21 protein-coding genes and 2 pseudogenes are annotated in these 23,955 nt (G+C 64.0%); 13 read left to right on the top strand and 10 right to left on the bottom strand.

Annotated features, from left to right (window positions below):
• The first annotated feature begins 168 nt into the window (after window positions 1-168).
• Window positions 169-1,746 (top strand): 4-hydroxyphenylacetate 3-hydroxylase N-terminal domain-containing protein, encoded by a 1,578-nt coding sequence (locus ACVILL_RS28690; protein WP_456732129.1) that lies wholly within the window; start codon window positions 169-171, stop codon window positions 1,744-1,746.
• 97 nt (window positions 1,747-1,843) lie between these two features.
• Window positions 1,844-2,134, top strand: a complete 291-nt coding sequence (gene catC / locus ACVILL_RS28695; protein ID WP_456732130.1) for a muconolactone Delta-isomerase — start codon at window positions 1,844-1,846, stop codon at window positions 2,132-2,134.
• 2 nt (window positions 2,135-2,136) lie between these two features.
• On the opposite strand, the gene ACVILL_RS28700 is transcribed toward catC, so the two are convergent.
• The 4 genes from ACVILL_RS28700 to ACVILL_RS28715 all read right to left on the bottom strand — a co-directional run bounded on the left by ACVILL_RS28700 (window position 2,137) and on the right by ACVILL_RS28715 (window position 5,879).
• The gene (locus ACVILL_RS28700; protein ID WP_456732131.1) at window positions 2,137-2,715 is read right to left on the bottom strand and encodes a TIGR02281 family clan AA aspartic protease; all 579 of its coding nucleotides are present in this window, start codon (window positions 2,713-2,715) and stop codon (window positions 2,137-2,139) included.
• 25 nt (window positions 2,716-2,740) lie between these two features.
• Window positions 2,741-2,944, bottom strand: a complete 204-nt coding sequence (locus tag ACVILL_RS28705) for a DUF1289 domain-containing protein (RefSeq protein WP_456732132.1) — start codon at window positions 2,942-2,944, stop codon at window positions 2,741-2,743.
• A gap of 154 nt (window positions 2,945-3,098) precedes the next feature.
• Window positions 3,099-4,703, bottom strand: a complete 1,605-nt coding sequence (locus ACVILL_RS28710) for a sensor histidine kinase (protein ID WP_456732133.1) — start codon at window positions 4,701-4,703, stop codon at window positions 3,099-3,101.
• Window positions 4,704-4,934: 231 nt separating this feature from the next.
• Window positions 4,935-5,879 (bottom strand): NAD(P)-dependent oxidoreductase, encoded by a 945-nt coding sequence (locus tag ACVILL_RS28715; protein ID WP_456734387.1) that lies wholly within the window; start codon window positions 5,877-5,879, stop codon window positions 4,935-4,937.
• A 130-nt stretch (window positions 5,880-6,009) separates the two neighbouring features.
• Between ACVILL_RS28715 and ACVILL_RS28720 the strand changes: the two genes are divergently transcribed.
• From ACVILL_RS28720 to ACVILL_RS28750, 7 genes are all read left to right on the top strand, one after another.
• A complete protein-coding gene (locus tag ACVILL_RS28720; protein WP_456732134.1) occupies window positions 6,010-6,444 on the top strand; it encodes a VOC family protein in 435 nt (144 codons plus the stop codon).
• Between the two features lie 108 nt (window positions 6,445-6,552).
• On the top strand, window positions 6,553-7,683 hold the full coding sequence (locus tag ACVILL_RS28725; protein ID WP_456732135.1) for an Mrp/NBP35 family ATP-binding protein: 1,131 nt from the start codon (window positions 6,553-6,555) through the stop codon (window positions 7,681-7,683).
• 128 nt (window positions 7,684-7,811) lie between these two features.
• Window positions 7,812-8,084, top strand: a complete 273-nt coding sequence (locus ACVILL_RS28730) for a hypothetical protein (RefSeq protein ID WP_456732136.1) — start codon at window positions 7,812-7,814, stop codon at window positions 8,082-8,084.
• Window positions 8,085-8,392: 308 nt separating this feature from the next.
• Window positions 8,393-9,481: a TRAP transporter substrate-binding protein gene (locus ACVILL_RS28735; protein WP_106325594.1), complete on the top strand. Its 1,089-nt coding sequence runs from the start codon at window positions 8,393-8,395 to the stop codon at window positions 9,479-9,481.
• Window positions 9,482-9,778: 297 nt separating this feature from the next.
• Entirely contained in the window at window positions 9,779-10,867 is a 1,089-nt protein-coding gene (locus ACVILL_RS28740) for a TRAP transporter substrate-binding protein (protein ID WP_456734388.1), read from the top strand.
• Between the two features lie 383 nt (window positions 10,868-11,250).
• Window positions 11,251-11,925 (top strand): response regulator transcription factor, encoded by a 675-nt coding sequence (locus ACVILL_RS28745; RefSeq protein ID WP_456732137.1) that lies wholly within the window; start codon window positions 11,251-11,253, stop codon window positions 11,923-11,925.
• Between the two features lie 2 nt (window positions 11,926-11,927).
• Entirely contained in the window at window positions 11,928-13,259 is a 1,332-nt protein-coding gene (locus ACVILL_RS28750) for a sensor histidine kinase (protein WP_456732138.1), read from the top strand.
• Between the two features lie 150 nt (window positions 13,260-13,409).
• Here ACVILL_RS28750 and nhaD read toward each other — a convergent pair whose 3' ends face one another.
• The 6 genes and pseudogenes from nhaD to ACVILL_RS28780 all read right to left on the bottom strand — a co-directional run bounded on the left by nhaD (window position 13,410) and on the right by ACVILL_RS28780 (window position 19,867).
• The gene (nhaD, locus tag ACVILL_RS28755; RefSeq protein WP_456734389.1) at window positions 13,410-14,687 is read right to left on the bottom strand and encodes a sodium:proton antiporter NhaD; all 1,278 of its coding nucleotides are present in this window, start codon (window positions 14,685-14,687) and stop codon (window positions 13,410-13,412) included.
• A 69-nt stretch (window positions 14,688-14,756) separates the two neighbouring features.
• Window positions 14,757-16,412 (bottom strand): TRAP transporter large permease, encoded by a 1,656-nt coding sequence (locus ACVILL_RS28760; RefSeq protein WP_456732139.1) that lies wholly within the window; start codon window positions 16,410-16,412, stop codon window positions 14,757-14,759.
• Between the two features lie 29 nt (window positions 16,413-16,441).
• The gene (locus tag ACVILL_RS28765) at window positions 16,442-17,023 is read right to left on the bottom strand and encodes a TRAP transporter small permease subunit (RefSeq protein ID WP_456732140.1); all 582 of its coding nucleotides are present in this window, start codon (window positions 17,021-17,023) and stop codon (window positions 16,442-16,444) included.
• Between the two features lie 176 nt (window positions 17,024-17,199).
• Window positions 17,200-18,234 (bottom strand): GTP 3',8-cyclase MoaA, encoded by a 1,035-nt coding sequence (gene moaA, locus ACVILL_RS28770; protein ID WP_456732141.1) that lies wholly within the window; start codon window positions 18,232-18,234, stop codon window positions 17,200-17,202.
• A 305-nt stretch (window positions 18,235-18,539) separates the two neighbouring features.
• A complete protein-coding gene (locus ACVILL_RS28775) occupies window positions 18,540-19,025 on the bottom strand; it encodes a hypothetical protein (RefSeq protein WP_456732142.1) in 486 nt (161 codons plus the stop codon).
• A 160-nt stretch (window positions 19,026-19,185) separates the two neighbouring features.
• Window positions 19,186-19,867, bottom strand: a pseudogene (locus ACVILL_RS28780) (HAD hydrolase-like protein).
• Between the two features lie 76 nt (window positions 19,868-19,943).
• Here ACVILL_RS28780 and ACVILL_RS28785 point away from each other — a divergent pair.
• The 4 genes and pseudogenes from ACVILL_RS28785 (at window position 19,944) to gor (ending at window position 23,611) form a co-directional block, all read left to right on the top strand.
• Window positions 19,944-20,777 carry an SDR family NAD(P)-dependent oxidoreductase gene (locus ACVILL_RS28785; RefSeq protein WP_456732143.1) on the top strand — a complete coding sequence of 278 codons (834 nt, stop codon included), beginning with the start codon at window positions 19,944-19,946 and terminating at the stop codon, window positions 20,775-20,777.
• Between the two features lie 108 nt (window positions 20,778-20,885).
• On the top strand, window positions 20,886-21,584 hold the full coding sequence (rpiA, locus tag ACVILL_RS28790) for a ribose-5-phosphate isomerase RpiA (RefSeq protein WP_456732144.1): 699 nt from the start codon (window positions 20,886-20,888) through the stop codon (window positions 21,582-21,584).
• A gap of 23 nt (window positions 21,585-21,607) precedes the next feature.
• Window positions 21,608-22,144, top strand: coding sequence for a DUF2059 domain-containing protein (locus ACVILL_RS28795; RefSeq protein WP_456732145.1), 537 nt, complete (start codon window positions 21,608-21,610; stop codon window positions 22,142-22,144).
• An 80-nt stretch (window positions 22,145-22,224) separates the two neighbouring features.
• Window positions 22,225-23,611: pseudogene (gor, locus tag ACVILL_RS28800) on the top strand (glutathione-disulfide reductase).
• The last annotated feature ends 344 nt before the right edge of the window (window positions 23,612-23,955 follow it).

Genomic DNA, 23,955 nt, shown 5'->3' on the forward strand with positions numbered 1-23,955 from the left:
GTCATAGCCCGAGCCGCGGCGGGCCGCGCGGTATGGTGTGATACCTTTCGCCGGCTCAGGGTGAGCGCATAGCTTTTCCTCCGATGTCACGCCGACCAAGAGCGTGACGGAATGGTCCAGGCCGGTGCGGCAACGCCGCCGGTTCAACGACACAGCGGAGGAGAACCCATGACTACAGCAACAGCCCTGCGGGCCGACGTGCCTGCGTCAACCACCAGCGTCTATACCGGCGCGGAATTCCTGGACAGCATCCAGGACGGTCGCGAAATCTACATCTACGGCGAGCGCGTCAAGAACGTCACCCAGCATCCCGCGTTTCGCAATTCGGCGCGCATGGTGGCGCGCTGGTACGATCGCTTCCACGAGAAGAAGGATCAGATCGGCGTCCCGACCGACACCGGCACGGGGCAGCTCACTCATCCGTTTTTCCTCGGCTCGAAGACGGCCGAGGACCTGGTCAAGGGTCGCGATGCGATCGCCGAGTTGCAGAAGGTTGCATTCGGCTGGATGGGCCGCTCACCGGACTACAAGGCGTCGTTCCTCGGCACGCTGGGCGCGAATTCGGGCTTCTATGGCGAATACGCCGGCAATGCCAAGAAGTGGTATGCCCGGACCCAGGAGCGGCTCGACTTCTGGAATCATGCCATCGTCAATCCGCCGATCGATCGCGATCGTGCCATCGAGGAGGTGCGCGACGTCTTCATGCATGTCGAGAAGGAGACCGATGCCGGCCTGATAGTTTCAGGTGCGAAGGTAGTCGCGACCGGCTCGGCGCTGACGCACTACAATTTCATCGCCCACTACGGCATTCCGATCAAGGACAAGTCGTTCGCGCTGATCTTCACCGCGCCGATGGACGCCAAGGGCATCAAGCTGATTGCCCGCTCGTCCTACGAATTCACCGCGGCTGCGACCGGATCGCCGTTCGACTATCCGCTGTCGAGCCGTTTCGACGAGAACGACTCCATCCTCGTGTTCGACAAGGTGCTGGTGCCCTGGGAGAACGTCTTCATCTATGGCGACGTCGACAAGATCAACCAGTTCTTCCCGGCGTCGGGTTTCATCCCGCGCTTCACGCTGCACGGCGTGACCCGGCTTGCCGTCAAGCTCGACTTCATCGCCGGTCTGTTCTCGATGGCGGTGGAGGCGACCGGATCGAAGGATTTCCGCGGCGTGCAGACGGCGGTGGGCGAGGTGATTGCCTGGCGCAACCTGTTCCACGGCATTGCCGATGCGATGGTGAAGTCGCCGATCGCTTGGCAGGGCACCGACGGCTACAATCTGCCCAACCTGAATTACGGGCTGGCCTATCGCGTGTTCGCGCCGATGGCCTATCCGCGGATCAAGGAATTGATCGAGCGCCACGTCGCGAGCGGCCTGATCTATCTGCCCTCGAGCTCGGCCGATCTGGAGAGCGAGGCCATCCGGCCCTATCTCGACCGCTTCGTGCGCGGCTCCAACGGCTATGCCGCGATCGACCGGATCAAGCTGCTCAAGCTGCTGTGGGACGCGGTCGGCTCCGAATTCGGCGGCCGGCACGAGCTCTACGAGCGCAACTATGCGGGCAATTACGAGAACCTGCGTGTCGAGACGCTGATGGCGGCGAGCGCCACGGGCGACCTCGGCGCGATGCAGGATTTCGTGCGCAACTGCATGAGCGATTACGACGTCTCGGGCTGGACGGCGAAGGACCTCGTCAATCCCGATGACATTAACCTCGTCAGCCGCGGTCTGGTGCAAGGCTGACGACATCGCTAACGATCTGGTAGAGAGATCAGATGGAGCCGCCGCGATCGCACGGCGGCTCCTTGCCATTTCCCCATCGCTGAAAGAGTTGATCACCATGCTGTTCCACGTCGAAATGGAGGTGCGGATTCCGCACGATCTCCCGACTGAGAAGACCGACGCGCTGAAGCAGGCGGAACGCGTCCGCGCCATGGAGCTGCAGCGCAGTGGCGCCTGGCGCCATCTGTGGCGGGTGGCCGGGCGCTACGCCAATGTCAGCATCTTCGACGTGTCAGGCCCGCAGGAATTGCACGATATCCTGTCCAGCCTGCCGCTGTTTCCGTTCATGGAGATAAAGGTCACGCCGCTGTGCCGGCATCCGTCGTCGATCCACGACGACGATCGCTAGCGCTAGTCAACCACCGTGCGCGGGCGCCGGTGGCGGCTCGAGGTGCTGATGCTGCCGGTGACGTCGGGGTAGCCGGTCAGCGACAGCGTGTCGGCACGCACGCCCCAGCTTTCAAGCCGGTCGAGGAAGCTCATGCCGAGCAAATTGGTCTTCATCTGCCCGCGCTGCACCACCAGCGCCGGCACCGATTTCTCGACCAGCTTGCCGACCGCGAGACGGTCGAGCGTCAGCCGTGCCGCCTTGGTGTGACCGCCGGCGGTTTCGAGATCGACGTTGTATTCCAGCATTTCGATCGGCAGCCCGATCGCCTTGGCGGTTTCCCAGGTCAGCACCACCGAGGTCGCGCCGGTGTCGATGACCATCGGCGCGCTGACGCCGTTGATCTTGGCGCGGAATGCGAACTCGCCACCTTGGCTGCGCGCGATCTGCACCGCGGGGGTGGAGGCCGACGCGGCGATGCTGCGGCCGAAGATCTGGGTCAGATTCTGCCGGGCGCGGGCGATCTGCTCGGGATCGCCATAGGCGACGACGGCGCCGGCGGTGGCCATCAGGAGCAGGATGACGAGGAGGATGCGGGTCACGCTGCACCTCCGGTCGCAGCGGTGGTCACGCGCGCTTCGGGCGCGGCTCCATGCGCTCGAGCCCGGCCTCGGCCATGCGCGCCGGCAAGTTCGCCATGACGGACAGCCGCTCCGCGCGGTCCATCCTGTGCCAGCGCGCGATCTCCGGAAGCGTGCGACCACACCCGAAGCAGAGCTTCGTCTTGGGGTCCATCATGCAGACTGCGATACACGGCGTTTCTGAGCTCATACTTCAACTGTTGAACCGTTTCAGCCGCCAGTGCAAGCCGGCCGACGCAGGAGGCTGCATCACGCCCCGGCTTTTTGCCGCAAGCATGCTCTTCGCGCGAACGCCCGGCGTTTGTTGGCAGCGCGACCTGCGTCACGATTTTCCGCGACATGCTCTACAATCCGGTGCCGGCACTCATGATCGACTTGCGGCGCACGCGTTTCCGATCGCCGCTCATCGCGGGCTCGACGGGCTCCGGCTGCATGGGCGGCGCTTCTTCCGACATCGGCGCCAGCGCGCTCATCACCCGCTCCGGCGGCAAGGTCACGATCACCTCGGTGCCGATGCGCAGTTTCGATTTCAGCGTGAAGGTGCCGCCATGCATGTCGATCAGGCTCTTCGCGATCGGCAGGCCGAGGCCCGCGCCCTGTTCCGCCGACTTGATCGAGTTGGAGCCCTGGCCGAACGAGGCCAGCACGACCGGGATCTCGTCCTCGGCGATGCCGCTGCCGGTGTCCTTGACGCTCAGATACTGGCCGCCTGACGCAGTCCAGCCCACCTTCAGCCAGATTTCGCCGCCCTGCGGAGTGAACTTGATCGAGTTGGAGAGCAGGTTGAGCACGACCTGGCGGATGGCGCGCTCGTCGCCCCAGATCCTGGGCATGCCGTGCTCGAACACCTCGTGGATGGTGATGCCGCGGCTGGAAGCGCGCAGCTTCAGGAGATGGTGGCAGTCGGCGACGACATGCACCAGCGCGACAGCCTCTTCGTTCAGCTCGTAGCGGCCGGCCTCGATGCGCGACAGGTCGAGGATCTCGTTGATGAGATTGAGCAGGTGCACGCCGGAATTATGGATGTCGGCGGAATATTCCTTGTACACCGGTACGGTATGCCCGCCGAAAATCTCGCTCTTCATCACCTCGGAGAAGCCGAGGATGGCGTTGAGCGGGGTGCGCAGTTCGTGGCTCATCTGGGCCAGAAAGCGCGACTTGGCGACGTTGGCGGACTCGGCGCGATGCCGTGCCTCGTCGGAGATCGCCTTGGCCTGTTCCAGTTCGCCGATCAGCGCGTCCTTTTCGGCTCGGGCTTCCAGCGTCGCCAGCGTGGTCGAATGCAGGCGGTGCGCCAGCAGCGCGAAATAGCCCTCGGCGGCAAGCGCGAGCAGCGCCAGCACGTAATTGTCGAACGCGCCGTTGAGCACGAGGTCGAGCGCGATCCCGACCGTGACCGGCACGGTTGCCGCGAGTGCTGCGATCGGCAGGCTTGCCGCCAGCATGCTGGAGACCGCGATCACCAGCAGCATCAAAAACATCATCAGAGTGTTGGAGGCGAGATCGCGGCCGGCGGGGTGGATCAGGATCGCGGTCCAGCACAGGCCGTAGAGCAGGTCGAGCAGCACGAAGCGGGTCCGCCATTTGCGGGTCACCGCGACCGAGGTCGGCTCGGCAAGAAAGCGTGAGCAGCTGCGGATGATCAGAAGATGGACGCAGAGGATGCCGACCGTCCAGGCGCCGGCCACGATCGGCTTCATCCAGAGGCCGAACAGCACGCCGGTTGCCACCACCAGCAGCATCACGACGTAGGACGCCGAGATCCGGGTCTGGGCGTATTGGCGGAGCAGTTCGGCGTCGAACGCCGGGCGGGTTCCACTGGTTGACGTTAACCGATCCCGCGCCTCGCGTACCCGCTGTGCGGCGACACGCCGGCTGTTCACCGGCGCCGTCACCTGAGGTCCTGCCGGAAGCGCTACAACTTCAGGCTTTTCTGCGGGATTACCCATAAACAACACAAATCCTGCCAGCGAACCGCGCGGGCCTTTTGCATTGTCTATCTGTGACGCCAAATCATTAAGCGATGACTTAAGAAGCTAAAGAAACTCGTTAACCGGAGGTTAAATTAACTTTGACGGCACGCCCGACGAACCGCCGACAGCGTTGTGCAGGGGTGTTCGATCGCCTGCAAAAAGGGCGCGGCTGAGCCGCGCCCTTGCTGTTCGCTGCGATGCCGAATCTCAGCGCTGCAGCCTCGCCAGCAGGCTCGACGTATCCCAGCGCTTGCCGCCCATCTTCTCGACCTCGGCATAGAACTGGTCGACCAGGGCAGTCGCGGGCAGGGTGGCGCCGTTGCGGCGGGCTTCCGCCAGTGCAATCGAGAGGTCCTTGCGCATCCACTCGACCGCGAAGCCGAAATCGTACTTGCCCTCGTTCATGGTCTTGTAGCGGTTTTCCATCTGCCAAGACTGCGCCGCGCCCTTGGAGATGGTTTCGATCACGGCGGCGACGTCGAGGCCACTCTTCTTGGCGAAGTGGATGCCCTCGGACAGGCCCTGTACCAGGCCCGCGATGCAGATCTGGTTGACCATCTTGGTCAGCTGGCCGGCGCCTGCCGGCCCGAGCAGCTTGCACATCCGCGCATAGGCGCCGGTGATGATCGGCTCCGCGCCCGCATAGGCATCTTCGGTGCCGCCGCACATCACGGTCAGCACGCCGTTCTCGGCGCCGGCCTGGCCGCCGGACACCGGCGCGTCGACGAACTTGAAGCCGGCCTTGGTGGCGGCGGCATCGAGCTCGCGGGCGACCTCGGCGGAGGCGGTGGTGTGATCGACGAAGGTCGCGCCCTTCCTGATCCCGGCGAAGGCGCCGTCGGGGCCGATCGTGACCGCGCGCAGGTCGTTGTCGTTGCCGACGCAGCACATCACGAAGTCCTGACCTTCGGCCGCGGCCTTCGGGGTCGGCGCCGTCTTGCCGCCGAACTTGTCGGCCCATTCCTTCGCCTTCGCCGCGGTCCGGTTGTACACGGTGACCTCATGGCCGCCTTTTTTCACGAGGTGTCCCGCCATCGGGAAACCCATTACGCCGAGACCGAGAAAAGCGACTTTAGCCATGTCTGATACCTTGTGATTTGCCGTGGTGATCGCCCTTTGGCCCACCGGCAATGTCGCGGCGGGCAGGGGCATTCCGTCCATGGAAGGAGCCGCACCATACCCCCTGTGCAGCGGAGGGCAACGGCCTTGGTTGGATGGCAGAGCCCGGTTTTGTGCTAGGATCGCCGCACCAAAGAACTTCACAAAAAAGGGAGTGTATCGCATGGGCATGAGCGTCGGTGTGCTCGATCATTTCAACATCCGGACCCGGAATCTCGCCGCCACGGTGCGGTTCTATGAGGACATTCTGGGCCTGGAAAAGGGCGCGCGGCCGAACTTCGCGTTCCCCGGAGCGTGGATGTACAGCGAGGGCAAGGCTGTCGTGCATCTGGTCGATATTTCCGCGACCGACGAGGCACAAAAGCCTGACTCGGGCGTCGTCCATCACGTCGCCTTTGCCAGCCGGGGGTTTGACGGGATGCGGCAGCGGCTGCAGTCCAAGGGCATGGAATTCGACTCGCGCCAGGTTCCCGGCGGTGATCTCTGGCAGATCTTCGTCAACGACCCCAACGGGGTCATGATCGAGCTGAACTACGAGGCCGCCAAGGAAGGCGGCGCGGCGCCGGCCGAGCGGCGGGACGACGTCGGAGCGAGGTAGCCTTTTGCGCTGCAACGCTCTATGGGAGGTCTCTTGGGGCATGATCCGGAAAAGTGCGAAGCGGTTTTCCGGATCATGCCTACTTAAGAAAAGCCCAGGAGATGCGCGGTGAGCGTGACGCAGCAACAGGTTCTCGATTGCCTTGCCAAGGTGATGTCGCCACGCGGCGTCGCCTTGACCAACGCCAATGTGCTGTCGGCGATCACGGTCACCGACGGCAAGGTGTTCTTCTCGATCAACGTCGATGCCGCGGAAGCCCGCGCCTGGGAGAGCGTGCGTGCGCAGGCCGAGAACGCCGTGCGCGCCATTCCCGGCGTCAGCGTCGCCATGATCGCGCTGACCGCGGAACGCAAGGCGGGCGCTGCGGCGCCTGCGCCGCGGCCGGCCGGCGGCGTGCAGCCCGCATCCGCGCACCGTCATCCGCACCCGCCCGGCGCGCAGTCGCCGATGGCCCGGCAAGCCGAGATCCCCGGCATCTCCGCCGTCATCGCGGTTGCCTCCGGCAAGGGCGGGGTAGGCAAGTCGACCACGGCGCTCAACCTCGCGCTCGGCCTGCGCGACCTCGGCCTGCGTGTCGGGCTGCTCGACGCCGACATCTACGGCCCGTCGGTGCCGCGGCTGACCGGCATCCGCGAGAAGCCGCAGCTCAACGACGACAAGAAGATGATCCCGCTGCAGCGCTTTGGCCTCTCGATCATGTCGATCGGTTTCCTCGTCGAGGAAGACACCGCGATGATCTGGCGCGGGCCGATGGTGATGTCGGCGATCACCCAGATGCTGCGCGACGTGGCCTGGGGTACGCTCGACGTGCTCGTCGTCGATATGCCGCCCGGCACCGGCGACGCCCAGCTCACGCTGGCGCAGAACGTCCCGCTCAAGGGCGCCGTCATCATCTCGACGCCGCAGGACCTCTCGCTGATCGACGCACGGCGGGGATTAGCGATGTTCAAGAAGGTCAACGTGCCCGTGCTCGGCATCGTCGAGAACATGAGCTATTTCCAGTGCCCGCATTGCGGCACCCGTTCGGACATCTTCGGCCATGGCGGCGCCCGCCACGAGGCCGAGCAGCTCGGGGTGCCGTTCCTCGGCGAAATCCCGCTGCACATCGCGATCCGCGCCGCCTCCGATTCAGGCAACCCGGTGGTCGAGAGCGAGCCGGACGGCCCGCACGCCGCAATCTACCGCGCGATCGGCGGCAAGATCCGCGAGCAGCTGCAGGGCGCCATCGCCGCAGCCTGAGCGGCGCGCCGGCAGGTCTTGATAGGCCGCGGCCTGAGCCACTTTTCTTCACAGGCCCGTCGCCCGGGACGATTGCTGAATCAATGCCGGCCTGTATGTTTGTGCGGGACTGGTCGAATCGGCCACGGGTGAAGCCGAACTGCGGGAACGGTGGGGCGACCCTCGACATGGCAGCATCACGCGAACCAAACAAAGAACGCAAGCATCTGACCCGGGAGAAGCGCGCAGAGGCCTCGCGGGTGGCGTTCAACGTTGCGAAGAAATCCGACTCGATCGGAGAAGCGGCCGCGACGATCTCGAAGATGTACGGCGTCAGCAAAACCACCGCGCAGGGCTGGATCCGGCGCGGGCGGCATCTCGCCAATCAAGCCAAGAAGGCGCGGGAGACCACGCGGCGCTGATCGCCGGGTCGCCCGGCGGCTGAGCGCGGGCCGGATGGTCCCGACGCGGCGATTTACCGCGCGACGGACAGCAAGGTCCGTGGGCTGCCGCGAGGCGTCATGGCCGCAGCCTGAGGCGGTATTTTCCGCAGATTTCCCGCGTCATCAGACTTTCGTTTAATTGGCGCGGTCATGCCATCGTCGCGTTTCCGTGAGGCCGGCTTCCGTGTTAAAGGCCGACCCAGAGCGCCTCGGCGGGCCTGTGCAAGCGTCTGCCGAAGAATTGCTTGCGGTCACCGGGAAACGCCCCCTCAAGGAGAAGCCTTACGATGAAGCGTCGTGATTTTTTGAAAGTTTCTGCGGCCGGTGCTGCCGCGACGGCGGTTGCTGCGCCGGCGATCGCGCAGTCCTCGCCTGAAATCAAGTGGCGCCTGACCTCGAGCTTCCCGAAGTCGCTGGACACCATCTATGGCGGCGCCGAGCAGGTGTCGAAGTACGTCGCCGAGATGACCGACAACAAGTTCCAGATCCAGGTGTTCGCCGCCGGCGAGCTCGCGCCTGGCCTGCAGGCCCTGGATGCGACGTCGAACGGCACGGTCGAGATGTGCCACACGGTCTCGTACTACTATGTCGGCAAGGATCCGACGTTTGCGATCTACGCGTCGGTGCCGTTCGGGCTCAATGCGCGCATGCAGAACTCCTGGTGGTACCAGGGCGGTGGTGAGGCGCTCGGCAACGAGTTCTTCAAGAAGTTCGGCGTGATCGGCTTTCCAACCGGCAACACTGGCACTCAGATGGGCGGCTGGTTCCGGAAGGAGATCAAGACCGTCGCCGACATGTCTGGCCTCAAGATGCGCATCGGCGGCATTGCCGGCCAGGTGCTGCAGAAGGTTGGCGTGGTGCCGCAGCAGCTCGCCGGCGGCGATATCTATCCGGCGCTCGAAAAGGGTACCATCGACGCGGCCGAGTGGGTCGGCCCCTATGACGACGAGAAGCTCGGGTTCGCCAAGGTCGCCAAATATTACTACTATCCGGGTTTCTGGGAGGGCGGCCCCACGGTGCACGCTTTCGCCAATCTCGAGAAGTGGAACGCGCTGCCGAAGGGCTATCAGGCTATTCTGACCAACGCGTGTGCTAACGCCAACAGCTGGATGGCCGCGCGCTATGACATGCAGAACCCAACGGCGCTGAAGCGGCTGGTTGCCGGCGGCACGCAGCTGCGGCCTTTCACCAACGAGGTGCTCGAGGCTTGCCTCAAGGCGACCAACGAGCTGTGGGGTGAAATCTCGGCCAAGAACGCCGACTTCAAGAAGTCGATCGACGCCATGCAGGCGTACCGCTCCGACCAGTATCTGTGGTGGCAGGTCGCCGAGTACACCTTCGACAGCTTCATGATCCGCTCGCGCACCCGCGGCTGATCAGCGCAGCGTTCGCGTGAGGAGAACGCGTCAGAACGAGAATTGAGGCTTCGGTCCCGGGATCGGAGCCCTTCGAAAAATTCGACTTAAGTAGCCCGGCCTTCACGAGAAGGCCGGGCTTTTTGCGTCTGGCGTTCGCCGAGGGGATGTTCCATGCTCGCCCCAAGCCTCGGCACGAAGGCGGCGCGTGATCTCTCGTCGATTGCGACGGCCAAGAAGAATGAGCGCGACGATCGGAAAATCCCGGCGGCGCTCCGGCAGCACAAGCGAAAACACAACCAAGGGCAGGATTCAAAAATGAAGCGCAGAGAATTCATCAAGGTCACCGGTCTAGGCGTCGCCGGTGCGGTAACCATCGCGGCGCCGGCGATTGCACAGTCGATGCCGGAGCTCAAATGGCGAATGCCGACGAGTTGGCCCAAATCGCTCGATACGCTCTACGGTGGTGCCGAGATGATGGCCAAGGTAGTCGGCGAAGCTACCGACAACAAATTCCAGATTCAGACATTTGCAGCTGGCGAGATCGTCCCCGGACTGCAAGTGCTTGACGCCGTGCAGAGCGGCACGGTCGAGATCGGTCATACGGCGTCCTACTATTACTTTGGCAAGGATCCGACCTTCACCTTCGGCTCGGCAGTGCCGTTCGGCCCGAACATGCGCATCAACCAGGCATGGTACATGCTTGGAGGCGGCAAGGATGCGCTCAATCAATTCTACAAGAAGTACAACGTCACATCGCTGCTCGCCGGCAACACCGGCTGTCAGATGGGCGGCTGGTTCCGCAAGGAGATCGCCAGTGTCGACGATTTGAAGGGCCTTAAATTCCGTATCGGTGGTTTCGCCGGACGTGTGATGCAGAAGATGGGCGCGGTGCCGCAGCAGATCGCGGGCGGCGACATCTATCCAGCGCTTGAGAAAGGCACCATCGATGCGGCCGAATGGGTCGGCCCATACGACGACGAGCGGCTTGGATTCGTCAAGGTCGCGCCGCATTACTACTATCCGGGCTGGTGGGAAGGCGGCCCCATGCTGCTATCGTTCGTCAACCTCGATAAGTGGAACGCACTGCCAAAACATTATCAGGCCATTCTCGAACAGGCCGGTCACTACGCCAACAACTGGATGATGGCGAAGTACGACCAGACCAATCCACCGGCCCTCAAGCGGTTACTCGCGGCCGGCGCCAAACTGCACGCCTTCCCGGCCCCGGTGATGGAGGCATCGTTCAAAGCGGCAAAGGAGCTGCACAATGAGGTCTCCGCGAGCAACGCGGACTTCAAGAAGGTGTATGAGTCTCTCAACAGCTTCTCGAGCAACGGCTATCAGTGGTTTCAGGTCGCAGAAGTCGGCTACGACAACTTCATGGCGCGTCACGCACAGAGCTGAGCGCTGCGAGTTGGACAGGACATCGGCCTCGGAGCGAAAGCTCCGGGGGTTTTTCATGCCGCGATCACCACTTCGACGCGCCCCGGATTGCGAACGCGCAGGATCGCTGGTCGCGGCGGAGGGCCAGTTGTCGATCTCCAGTCCCGAACGAGCAACCTGCTATCAGGGCTAGCTGACGTCGGCCTTACAGGGCGCGATCAATGGTCCACCTGACGCTGATTTTGATTGCACCGGGCAGGAGGCTATCTATTTTCGAAGCGGTAGCTCCAGCCAGGAGCGAGCAATATGGCGCTTGTGTCGCCATCGAGACGTCACCTTCGCATGTGCCTTGTTTTGGCGACAGCAGATGGGAGGAGCGATCGGATGAAGACAGGATTGCCGCGATGCGCCTTCTGATCGTCGAGGACAACGCCGAACTGTCGCGACTTCTCGCCGGCGGGCTGATGGCGGCGGGATACGAATCCGATGTCGTCCACAGCGTTGCCGAGGCACGCGACGCGCTGCGCAGCGTCAGCTATGCTGCCATGATCCTCGACCTTGGTCTGCCCGACGGCGACGGCTTGTCGGTGTTGGCGGAACTTCGCCGCAAGAACGACCCGCTGCCGGTGCTGATGCTGACCGCACGGGGCAGCCTGCAGGATCGGGTCAGCGGCCTGCGCAGCGGCGCGGACGACTATCTGGCGAAGCCGTTCGCACTGGAAGAGTTGGTGGCGCGGCTCGAAGCCATCCTGCGCCGGCCCGGCCAGCTGCTCGGCTCCTCGCTGAAGCTCGCCAATCTCGTCTACGACACCGAGAGCAAGCAGGTGTTCGTCGACGGCGCGCCGCACGTGTTTTCCGCGCGCGAAACGTCGGTGCTGGAGATCCTGCTGCGGCGGCAGGGGCGGGTGGTCCCGAAGAAAAACGTCGAGGACCACATCTTCGGTCTGTCGGGCGAGGTCGCATCGAATGCGGTCGAGGTCTATGTGTCGCGGCTACGCAAGCTGCTCAGCGAGCACCGCGCCAAGGTCGTCATCCACACCATTCGCGGCGTCGGCTATCTGATGGCGGAGGAGAAGTAGCGGTGTTCCGCTTCAAGTCGCTGACCTCGCGGATCGTGTTCCTGCACATCGTGGCGGTCGCGGTCGCTGCGATCTTCCTGCCGCTGCTGCTGCTGTGGTTATTGAATTCGGAGATCAACCATCTGCATCGCGAAGCGATGCGCGACCAGGCCGCCGATCTCGGCCAGAACCTCTCGGTCGATGCCGCAGGCAAGGTGCAGCTCAACCTGCCGGACAGCCTCAGAGGGCTCTATTCCGACGCCTACGGCCGCTATCGCTACGACATCTACGATGCGGACGGCCATCTGCTGTTCTCATCGCATCGCGACGCGCCGCGGCTGCAAGCCTCCGCTAACCGGATTTCCGGTGCCAGCGTCACCAGGCTGCTCGGCGGCCAGACGCTGCGCATCCTGGTCGCCGAGGACCTGTCGCATCGCGACGTTATCATCGATGACATCGTCTCCAACTTCTTCCGGCGCGTCGGCTGGATCACCATCCCGATCCTTCTGATCCTGCTTGCCACCGACATCCTGATCTTCCGGCGCGCGGTGATTCCGCTGTTGCGGGCCTCGGACGAGGCGAGAAGCATAGGACCGGCGAGGACGGACATCCGCCTTCCGACCGAGGGGATTCCGAGCGAGATCCTGCCGCTGGTGACGGCCGTCAACCAGGCGTTCGATCGCCTCGAGGAAGGCTTTCACGTGCAGCGCCAATTCACGGCCGATGCCGCGCATCAGCTTCGCACCCCGCTTGCCATCCTCAGGACCCGGATCGAGACGCTCGATGCGGCCAAGGGGACCAGGGAGCTGCACGCCGACATCGAGAGCATGGGCCGTATCGTCAGCCAGTTGCTCGAGATTGCCGAGCTCGACACGCTGGTACTGGATCCCGGCGACACCGCGGATTTGCGCGCGGTGTGCGCCGAGGTGGTCGGCTCGATCGCGCCCTATGCGCTGGCACAGGAGAAGGACATCGCGCTGCGCGGCACCGACAATCCGGTGCAGGTCCGGGGCAATGCCGAGATGCTGCAGCGCGCGATCTTCAATCTGGCGGAGAACGCCATCAAGTACACCGCCGATAAGACCTCAGTTGACGTCGAGGTGCACGACAACGGTTCTGTGCAGGTACGCGACTGCGGGCCGGGGATTGCGCCCGCCGAGCAGGCGCTGATCTTCCAGCGGTTCTGGCGTCGCGATCGCCAGCGCACCGACGGCGCGGGGCTCGGCCTCTCGATCGTGCGCGGCGTCGTCGACGATCACGATGCGACGGTGCGGGTGGAGAACCTGCCGTCCGGCGGTGCCCAGTTCACGTTGAGCTTCCGCCTTGCAAGGCAGGAGCCGGCGGCCGCCCGCTGACCGCGAGGTGGCGGCGCTCGCATGGCTCAGCAACGAGGCTTTGGAACCATCATGCTCAAACCGCGAGCCAAAGCGCGATGATGATTCAACCCGTTCCCATCGCGCATAGGGACCACAGCATACCGGCGCCGTGGAAGCCGACGCCACTAGTCAGTGAAGCAGCCAGTATTGGACAATGTAGGCGGCGACACCTCCGAAATAGCCCAAAAGCGCGAGGCCGCTGACGCGGCGAACATACCAGAAGAACTCGATCTTCTCGAGACCCATCGCGGCGACGCCGGAAGCCGAGCCGATGATCAGGATCGAGCCGCCGGTACCCGCGCAATAGGCGACGAACTCCCATAGGAAGCTGTCCGGAGGATGCTGGTTCAAACCGTACATGCCCATCGAAGCCGCCACCAGCGGAACATTATCGATGACCGCGCTGAGCAGGCCGAGCAAGATAACGATGACGTCCAGTCGCCCGAAGGTGCTGTCCAGCCATTTGGCCAGCATTTCGAGAACATGGGTGTGCTCAAGCGCGGCCACCGCCAGCAAGATCCCGATGAAGAACACGATTGAACTCATGTCGATCCGGGTCAAGGCGTGAACCAGCGTCAGGCGTTTCTTTTCGTCCTCTTCCTTGTCGCGATGGATCAGTTCGCCGACCGTCCAGAGCACACCGAGACCAAACAGAATTCCCATGAAGGGAGGCAGATGGGTGACGGCCTTGAAGGCCGGGACCATGATCAGGATGCCGAGACCGAGACAGAAGGTCACGTTGCGCTCTAACACGCTGGTCAAGACGGCCCGGGTTTGTCTCTGCGGTGCCTCCACGATTTTTCCCCGTAGCGTGGCGCTGATGACAAGCAGCGGCACGACGAGATTGATGAGGGAGGCGAGGAACACACCCTTGACGATCGCAATCGGGGTGATCTGGCCACCGATCCACAGCATCGTGGTCGTGACGTCGCCGATGGCCGACCACGCACCGCCCGCATTGGCAGCGATGACGATCATCGCAGCAAAGAAAAGGCGGTCGCTTTGGCGGTCGAGCAGCTTGCGCATCAGTGAGATCATGACGATCGTGGTGGTCAGATTATCCAGCACGGAGCTGAGAAAGAACGTCACGAACCCGACGAGCCACATCAACGTGGCCTGCTTCCTCGTGTTGATCATCGAGGTGATGACCTCGAAGCCATTGTGGGCGTCGATGACTTCGACGATCGTCATGGCGCCGATCAGGAAGAACACGATCTGGGCAGTGGAGGAAACCGACTCGCTAAGCTGCTTGTCGATCAGGGCGGGATCGCCGCTCCACATCGCGTAGACGGCCCAGATCAGCCCTGCGCCGAGCAGGGCCGACGCCGATTTGTTGATCCCGATCGGATGCTCGAGCGCGATCGCGGCGTAGGCGATCACGAAAATTGCGACAACTGCGGCGGCCAGCATTGAACTCCCCTGGACTTGCGGGCAGCCCGGCGGTCGTCTGGCGAGACACCGGCCGGGCTTGACCGCTCAGTTCTTCGGCTGTCCAAAGTCCAGCGGCGGGAGGTCGATCTGCGGCACCTCGATCTTGACCGAGTTCGGATCGATAGTGGATGCGGACCCCTTGTAGTGCATCACCATCGACGGGAACAGAATGACGAGCCCCACCATGATGACCTGGATGACGACGAACGGCACCGCGCCCCAGTAGATCTGCCCGGTCGTCACCGCCTCCATGCGCTTGCCGGTGAGGCGATCGAGATAGGAGTCCTTGGGGGCGACCGAGCGCAGGTAGAACAGCGCGAAGCCGAACGGCGGATGCATGAAGGAGGTCTGCATGTTGACGCCGAGGATCACGCCGAACCAGATCAGGTCGATGCCGAGCTTTTCCGCGGCCGGCCCGAGCAGCGGGATCACGATGAAGGCCAGCTCGAAGAAATCGAGGAAGAAGGCCAGCACGAACACGAAGGCGTTGACGAAGATGAGGAAGCCGACTTGTCCGCCGGGCAGCGAGGTCAAGAGATGCTCGACCCAGACGTGGCCGTTCACGCCGTAGAACGTCAGCGAGAAGACGCGCGCGCCGACCAGGATGAAGACGACGAAGGCGGAAAGCTTGGCCGTCGATTCCGTGGCCTGGCGGATCAGGTCCCAGGTCAGGCGGCGCTTGAATGCGCCGAGGATCAGGGCACCCGCGGCACCCATCGCCCCGCCCTCGGTCGGAGTGGCGATGCCGATGAAGATCGTACCGAGCACGAGGAAGATCAGGAACAGCGGCGGCACCATCACGAAGGTGGTCTGCTGCGCCATGGCAGAGAGGAAGCGGAAGCCGGTCAGCCTGTCGACGACCCAGTTCACGACCGCGACGAAGAACGCGAACAGGATGCCGAAGAACATGCTGAGCACCACGAAGTCGGCGCCATGCGCATCCGAGTTCCGCATCATGAACCAGCCGAACGCGCAGCTGACCAGGAACAACCCGCCGAGCGACCAAAGGCCGCGGCTGCCGTCCTTCTCGCGAAAGCCGATCGCCTCGGCGGGCAGGCCGGGAGCCGCCTTGGGAAATATCATCGTCACGAGGAAGGCGTAGCCGGCATAAAGCCCGGCCAGCACCAGTCCGGGAATGAACGCGCCCTCATACATGTCGCCGACCGACTTGCCGAGCTGGTCGGCCATCACGATCAGCACCAGCGACGGCGGGATGATCTGCGCCAGCGTGCCGGACGCGGCGATGATGCCGGTCGCCATGCGGCGGTCGTAGCCGTAGCGGAGCATGATCGGGAGCGAGATCAGGCCCATCGAGATCACCGAGGCCGCGACCACGCCGGTGGTCGCCGCCAGCAGGGCGCCGACGAACACGACCGCATAGGCCAGGCCGCCGCGGATGGTGCCGAACAACTGCCCGATCGTGTCGAGCAGATCTTCCGCCATCCCGGACCGCTCGAGCACAAGCCCCATGAAAGTGAAGAACGGAATCGCCAGCAGCGTGTCGTTGTTCATCACGCCGTAGACGCGCTCGGGCAGTGCCTGCAGGAAGTCCGGCCGGAATTCGCCGAGCTGAATGCCGACGACGGCATAGATCAGGCCGACCGCACCGAGCGAAAACGCCGCAGGGTAGCCAAGCAGCAGCATGACCACCAGCGACGCGAACATAATCGGCGCCATGTTCTCGATTAGAAAAGCAGTCATCCAGTCCCCCTTGCGATCGCGACCGACGATCAGCGCTTTTCGATCGCTTCGACGAGGTGCTCGACTTCGGCCTCGATCGCCGTCACCTGGGATGCGTGCGGATCGGGAATGAGCCCGCGCATGACCGCGATGCGTTTGATCAATTCAGAAATGCCCTGAACGAAAAGAAATGCGAATGCGATGATGATCAGCGACTTGGCCGGCCATTGCGGCAGCCCGCCCGCGTTGCCGGACTGCTCGTTGATCTGGTACGACCGCCAGAAGAATGGGCCGCCCGTTATGATCATGACGACGCACAGCGGCAGCAGAAAGAACAGATGACCGATCACGTCGATCACGTCGCGAACACGCTTCGGCAGAAGGTTGTTCACGATATCGATTCGAATGTGCTCGTTGTCGAGCAAGGTCCAGGGGGAACACAGCAGGAAGACGATGCTGAACAGCACCCATTGCAGCTCGAGCCAGGAATTGGACGACATGTCGAAGGTCTTGCGGACGATCGCGTTGATCGCGGAGATGATCACGGCAACAAGGATCAGCCAGGCCAGACGTTTTCCCGTCCAGCATGTAAACGCGTCGATTCCGCGGCTCAACTTCAAGAGCGATTGCAACGATGGTCCTCCCCACGTGGGCCCCAGCAGTCTTGACCACGCCTGTGAGGCGCAGCGGCCTATCCAGCCGAGCTAGCATGAAGCGAACGCAACAAACCAGCGGGAAGTCCCGCCGTCAATTGGAAGTTTGTTGATATTGAAGGAGATTTCGGCCTAGCCGCAGCCGGGTAGATATCCTAGCCGCCGGTCACGCTCATATGGCGGCTGACGCTCGGCCGATTGTGGCGTCGGTCGATGATGAAGTCGTGGCCCTTCGGCTTAAGTCCGATGGCCCGGTCGATCGTCGCCGACAGCAGCTCGTTGTCGTCGGAGGCGCGCAGCGGCCGGCGCAGGTCGGAGGCGTCCTCATGGCCGAGGCAGGTATGCAGCGTGCCGGTGCAGGTGATCCGTACCCGGTTGCAGGATTCGCAGAAATTGTGGGTCATCGGCGTGATGAAGCCGAGCTTGCCGCCGGTCTCGGCGACCCGGACGTAGCGGGCGGGGCCGCCGGTGTCGTCGGCGAGGTCGGTCAGCGTGTAGTGCTTCTCGAGCCGCGCGCGCATCAAGGACAGCGGCACGTACTGATCGATCCGGCCTTCGCCGATGTCGCCCATCGGCATCACCTCGATCAGCGTCAGGCCCATGCCTTTGCCATGCGCCCATTCCATAAGGGCGGGGATCTCGTCCTCGTTCATGTTCTTCAGCGCGACCGCGTTGATCTTGACCGCGAGTCCGGCGGAGCGCGCCGCCTCGATGCCCGACAACACCTTGTCGATGTCACCCCAGCGGGTGATGGCCCGGAATTTTACGGGGTCGAGCGTGTCGAGCGAGACGTTGACGCGGCGCACGCCGCAATCGGCGAGTTCCTGGGCGAAGCGGGCGAGCTGCGAACCGTTGGTGGTCAGCGTCAACTCGTCGAGTGCGCCGGTCGAAAGGTGGCGCGACAGCGAGCGCACCAGGCCCATCACGTTGCGCCGGACCAGCGGCTCGCCGCCGGTGAGGCGGATCTTGCGCACGCCCTTGGCGACGAATGCCGAGCAGAGCCGGTCGAGCTCTTCCAGCGTCAACAGATCGGCCTTCGGCAGGAAGGTCATGTCTTCCGACATGCAGTAGAAGCAGCGCAGGTCGCAGCGGTCGGTAACGGAGACGCGCAGGTAACGGATCGTCCGGCCGAACGGATCGGTCATCGGACGAAACAGCGTGTCAGAAGCGGCTTGCGTTGAGACGTTCATTCGGGCCCTGCAACCTGTTCCCTGCGTACCGCGCGCCGTGGCTGGCACCGGCAACCGCAATCTATGCATGTTGGCGCGTTGTCACAATGCGTTCCAAGGGAGGATCCGTGGGATGATCCGCGACATGCAAAGCGATAGGTGAGACAGATCGCGCGATGCATGATCGCAATCGCCGATGTGCTTCCACCAAAACCAGAAACCCGGCTTTCGGCCGGGCTCTTGTGCAGTGCAATCTGCTGCGCACTACAGCGTTTTCGAGCGAAGTGGACGCCGGCTTGCGTGAAGAAAGCGCGCGTCCAAAGCCACTAGCGCGTCGGAGCTGCCGCAGTCGGTGCCGGCGCAGCAGCCGGGGCGGGGAACGCAGAGTCCGGCGCGGCGGCGGCAGGAGCCGCGGCCGTGGCCGCCGGCTTCCGCTTTTTCGGCCGCGGCTTGTGCGCGCGCGGCGGCGGGCCGGCGGGCTGCAGCTCGGCGAACACCGGGCTCGGATCGAGCGTGGTCGTAGCCGGGCTGGTGAAGTCGCCCGGCGTGCGCGTCACCGTCACCGGCACGGTCGCCGGCTGGAACTTCGGCATGTTGAAGGTGACCGAGAAGTTGCTCTCCGGCGCCGGAACGGAGACCGAGCAGGGCGTCTTGCAGCCCGGCCCGATCGAGGTCACGGCGTCCGCGCCCTGCGGGTTTGAATCCAGCTGCACCTGCATTGGCGGCGGAGCTGACTTGAACGAATCCCATGAGAAGGAGGAGCAGCCGGCCAGGCTCAGCCCGGCGGCCGCGATGACGATGATACGACGCATGATCCACACTCTACTGCGGCAGTCAGCCACAATCCCCGCGCGGACCATAGGGGCGTCGGAACAGAGGCGCAACAGCGCGAGGCCTGTTCGTTAAGGGATGGTTAATGGCAGAAACGCATGGCGAGATATTGCCAAGCGATATCAAATTGTTGCGGAAAATTTATGCCGCGCTTAGGCTGGCGACGGCGTCCGGCAGATCGCGCATATGGCTGATCAGCCGGTCCGGCTTCAGCTCGGCCATCGGGACGTCGGTATAGCCGAAATCGACCCCGATCACGGGGACGCTGGCGCGGCGGGCGACCCCGACGTCGGGACCGGCATCGCCGACCATGATGGCGCCGGGCAGCCGGCCGCCGGCGCGGGCGACAGTCTCGCGCAGGAACGCCGGGTCGGGCTTGGCGACGCCGAACGTGTCTTGGCCGCAGATCGCAGCAAAGCGCGGCGTCAGGCCGAGCCGGTCGAGCAGCAGCTTGGACAGCCATTCCAGCTTTGTTGGTGCAGACCGCGAAGCGGTGGCCCTTGGCCGCAAGCCGGTCGAGCGTGGCCTCCAGCCCGTCGAACGGGCGCGAGCCGTCGGCGATATGCTCGGCGTAATAGTCGACGAAATCCTTGGTCAGGCGGTCGAGGTCAGCGACGCTGACCGAGCGGCCATCCACCTCGAGCCCGCGCTCGAGCAGCTTGCGCGCGCCGGCGCCGATCATGTTGCGTGCCGCCGACAGCGGCACCGGCTGCAGACCCTCGCGGTCGAGCACGTAATTGAGCGCGCTGATCAGATCAGGCGCGGTGTCCACCAGCGTGCCGTCGAGATCGAATACAACGATGGGGGGAGAGAAGGCGGACATGATGCTTTTGGCTATCGGGCCCGGCGCCGCGATGCAAGAGTAGATGTGAGTACGTTATGAAATACGGGAGGCTGAGATGCGGGAACTTGCCGGAAAAGCCGCTTTTGTCACCGGCGCCGCCAGCGGAATCGGTCTGGCGATGGCAACAGCCTTCGCCCGCGAGGGCATGAAGGTGATGCTCGCCGACATCGAAGCCGGCGCGCTGGACAAGGCCGTCGATGCGCTGCGTGCCACCGGCGCCGATATCGATGGCGTGGTCTGCGACGTCGCCGATCCCGCCAGCGTCGACCGCGCGGCCGAGGCCTCGTTCCGCGCCTTCGGCAAGGTCCATGTCGTCTGCAACAATGCCGGCGTCGCCGCCGGCGGCGGCATCGACCAGATCTCGGTCGACGATTGGCGCTGGGTGATCGACGTCAATCTGATGGGCGTCGTGCATGGGATCAGGAGTTTTCTGCCGCACATCCGCCGGCACAATGAGGGCGGTCATTTTGTCAACACGGCGTCGATGGCCGGAATGAATGCCGGGCTCGGGCTCAGTCCCTATGCGGCAACCAAGTTCGCCGTCGTCGCCATGTCGGAGGGACTCAATCAGCAGCTCAAGCCGCTCGGCATCGGCGTCAGCGTGCTCTGTCCGAGCTTCGTGCGGACCCGGATCGGCGAGAGTGGGCGCAACCGCCCCGAGCATTACGGCCCGACCCGTCAGTACGCCCCTGACAGCCCCGCGGCCGCGATCATCGCCGAGATCGCGCGCCTGATCGAAGCCGGCCTCGATCCGGCTTCGGTCGCGGCCCGGGTGCTGACCGCAATCCGCGAAAACCAGCTCTATATTTTCACCCATCCCGGGAGGCGGGCCGAGGTCGAGGCCCGTTTTTCGGCGATTTTGGCCGCGATGGACGCCATTTCCGACTAAGGACGGACCCCTGTTGGCGCTATTCCTGTCCGCAAAACGACGCTAGATATGCGCCCGCCGGGCCGCAGATGGCGTGCCCGGAACGGACAACCAGGGGGCAGTCGGCACGTGGACATGGACGCACTGAAACGCCAGGCGGCGGCGCGCGCGCTCGAAGAGGTGCGCGACGGCATGAAACTCGGGCTTGGCACCGGCTCGACCGCCAAGCATTTCGTCGAGCTGCTCGGCGAGAAGGTCCGCGCAGGCATGAAGGTGATCGGCGTCCCGACCTCGGAGGCGACCCGGGCGGATGCGATCCGCTGCGGCGTCCCGCTGACCACGCTGGACGAGATCGACCATCTCGACCTCACCATCGATGGCGCCGACGAGATCGACCCGGCGCTCAATCTGATCAAGGGCGGCGGCGGCGCACTGCTGCGCGAGAAGATCGTGGCGGCCGCCAGCGATCGCATGATCGTGATTGCCGACGACAGCAAATGGGTCGAGACGCTCGGCCGCTTCCCGCTGCCGGTCGAGGTGATCCCGTTCGGGCTTGGCGCGACGCAGGCCGCGATGGCGCGGGCGTTCGCTGCGGCCGGCGTGTCCGGTGAAATGATCATCCGCAAGGGCAAGGACGGTCACGTTTTTGTCACCGATGGCGGCCACTGGATCGTCGATGCGCATCTCGGCCGGATCGGCGACCCGCCGCGTCTCGCCGGTTTGCTCAGCGCTATACCGGGCGTGGTTGAACACGGCCTGTTCATCGGGCTTGGCAGCGTCGCCGTTCTGGCCGGCGCGCAGGGAATTCGGGTTGTTGAACGGCGATGACGCCGCAAGCAAGGAGACTTGGAATGAAGCGTTTTTCGGGATTTTTGTCGGCGGCGGCCCTGGCGGCAGGCCTCGCGCTCGCGACTGCACCGGCGATGGCGCAGCAGCCGCAGCTGCCGCCCATGCCCAAGGTCAAGCAGTCGACCCCGGCGGCGATTGCGGCCGCCAAGGAAATCCTGGCGATGAAGAACGTGGCAGTGATGTACAACGGCGCCATTCCGGGCATCATCGAGAAGACCAAGACCGGTCTCCTCCAGCAGTACCTGAACTACCAGAAGGATCTCGATGAGGTGGCGGTGGTCGTCGCCAAGCAGTTCGCCGGCAGCGAGAAGGAAATCGGCGAGGGCATGGCGCAGATCTACGCCTCCGAGTTCACCGAGCAGGAGCTGAAGGATCTGGTGACGTTCTACAAGACGCCGCTCGGTCAGAAACTTTTGACCGCGGAACCCCAGGCAATCAACGGGTCGCTGCAATATATGCAGCAATGGGCGCAGCAGTTCGGCGTGATCGTCAACGGCCAGTTCAAGACCGAGATGAAGAAGCGCGGCAAGGATATCTAACAGAGCGTTTTCGACCGCTCGAAACGCGCTCCGTGTGACCTCGCCCCGCTTGCGGGGCGAGGGGGAAGAGAGAGGTTGCCATGGCCGAGTATGACGTCGACCTGTTTGTCATCGGTGGTGGTTCGGGCGGCGTTCGTGCCGCCCGCATCGCCGCCAATTATGGCGCCAAGGTCATGGTCGCCGAAGAGTACCGGATGGGCGGCACCTGCGTCATCCGCGGCTGCGTGCCGAAGAAGCTGTTCGTGATCGGCAGCCACGTCCACCAGGAGATCGAGGACGCAGCCGGCTTCGGCTGGAGCATCGGTCAGGTCTCGTTCGACTGGGCGACGCTGGTCGCCAACAAGGACAAGGAGATCGCCCGGCTCGAGGCCGCCTACACGACGAATGTCGAAAAGTCCGGCGCCAGGATCGCAAAGACCCGCGCGGTGCTGGAAGATGCCCACACCATCCGCCTCGCCACCGGCGAGAAGGTGACGGCGAAATACATCCTGATCGCGACCGGCGGCGCGCCCAATCACGGCCCCGCCGTTCCCGGCATCGAGCACGTGATCTCCTCCAACGAGGCGTTTCATCTCAAGGAGCTGCCGAAGCGGATCGTGATCCAGGGCGGCGGATACATCGCGCTGGAATTCGCCGGCATCTTCGCGGGCTACGGCTCCGACGTCACGGTGGTCTACCGCGGCGACAACATCCTGCGCGGTTTCGACGAGGACGTCCGCAAGCATGTCCGCGCCGAGATGGAGAAGCGTGGCATCACCATCATCACCGGCAGCACAGTGACGAAGGTCGACAAGCACGGCCGCGATTTCACTGCGCATCTGTCCGGCGGATCGAGCATCGCCGCCGACCAGGTGATGTTCGCGATCGGCCCGGCATCCCAACGTCAGGGGTCTCGGGCTCGAAGCCGCCGGCGTCGCCATCAACCCCGCCAATGGCGGCATTCAGGTCGATGGCTGGTCGAAGACCTCGGTCGACAACATCTACGCGGTCGGCGACGTCACCCACCGCACCAATCTGACCCCGGTCGCGATCCGCGAGGGCCATGCCTTCGCCGACACCGTGTTCGGCAAGCGCCCGGTGCAGGTCGACCACGCGACGATTCCGACCGCGGTGTTCTCGCAGCCCGAGGTCGGTACCGTCGGCCTCACGGAGGAAGAGGCGCGGGCGCAGTTTTCCCACGTCGACATCTACAAGGCCGATTTCCGTCCGATCAAGGCGACGATGTCCGGCCGCGACACCCGCGTGCTGATGAAGCTCGTGGTCGACGGCTCAAGCGACCGCGTGCTCGGCTGCCATATCGTCGGCGACTGCGCCGCCGAGATCACCCAGGCGATCGCGATCGCGGTGAAGATGAAGGCGACCAAGGCCGATTTCGACGCCACCATCGCGCTGCACCCGACCGCCTCGGAAGAGCTGGTGACGATGCGCACCCCGACCGCGCGCCACGTCCGCCAGGCGGCGGAATAGACGGGCACTCCGCGGGCTGGCCCCGGCCGTCTTGGTGCTCTGCTGGTGTTGGAACCAGGAATGAGCCCTGCCTGATAGCCCAACGCCGCTCGCTTAAAATACATGCGGGCGGCGCTGTCTCTAGCCCCAGGAGGGTCGTGGCAAAATCCTGATGAGGATGAGTCTGCGTGAGAGCGCAAAAGGTTTCATACCCCGGAAGAGGTAGAGCTTGCTGCCGTAAGACTACGCCGCATTTCGAGGGCGACCGCCGGCCGTTCCTTGGTTGTCGGGCAAATTAGGGCACCCTCACTGACTTGCATATCTTAATGCGCAGGCCCGTTGCCGGTCCTACACTGAGGCATGTT

This window comes from Bradyrhizobium sp. USDA 3364, assembly GCF_054056355.1.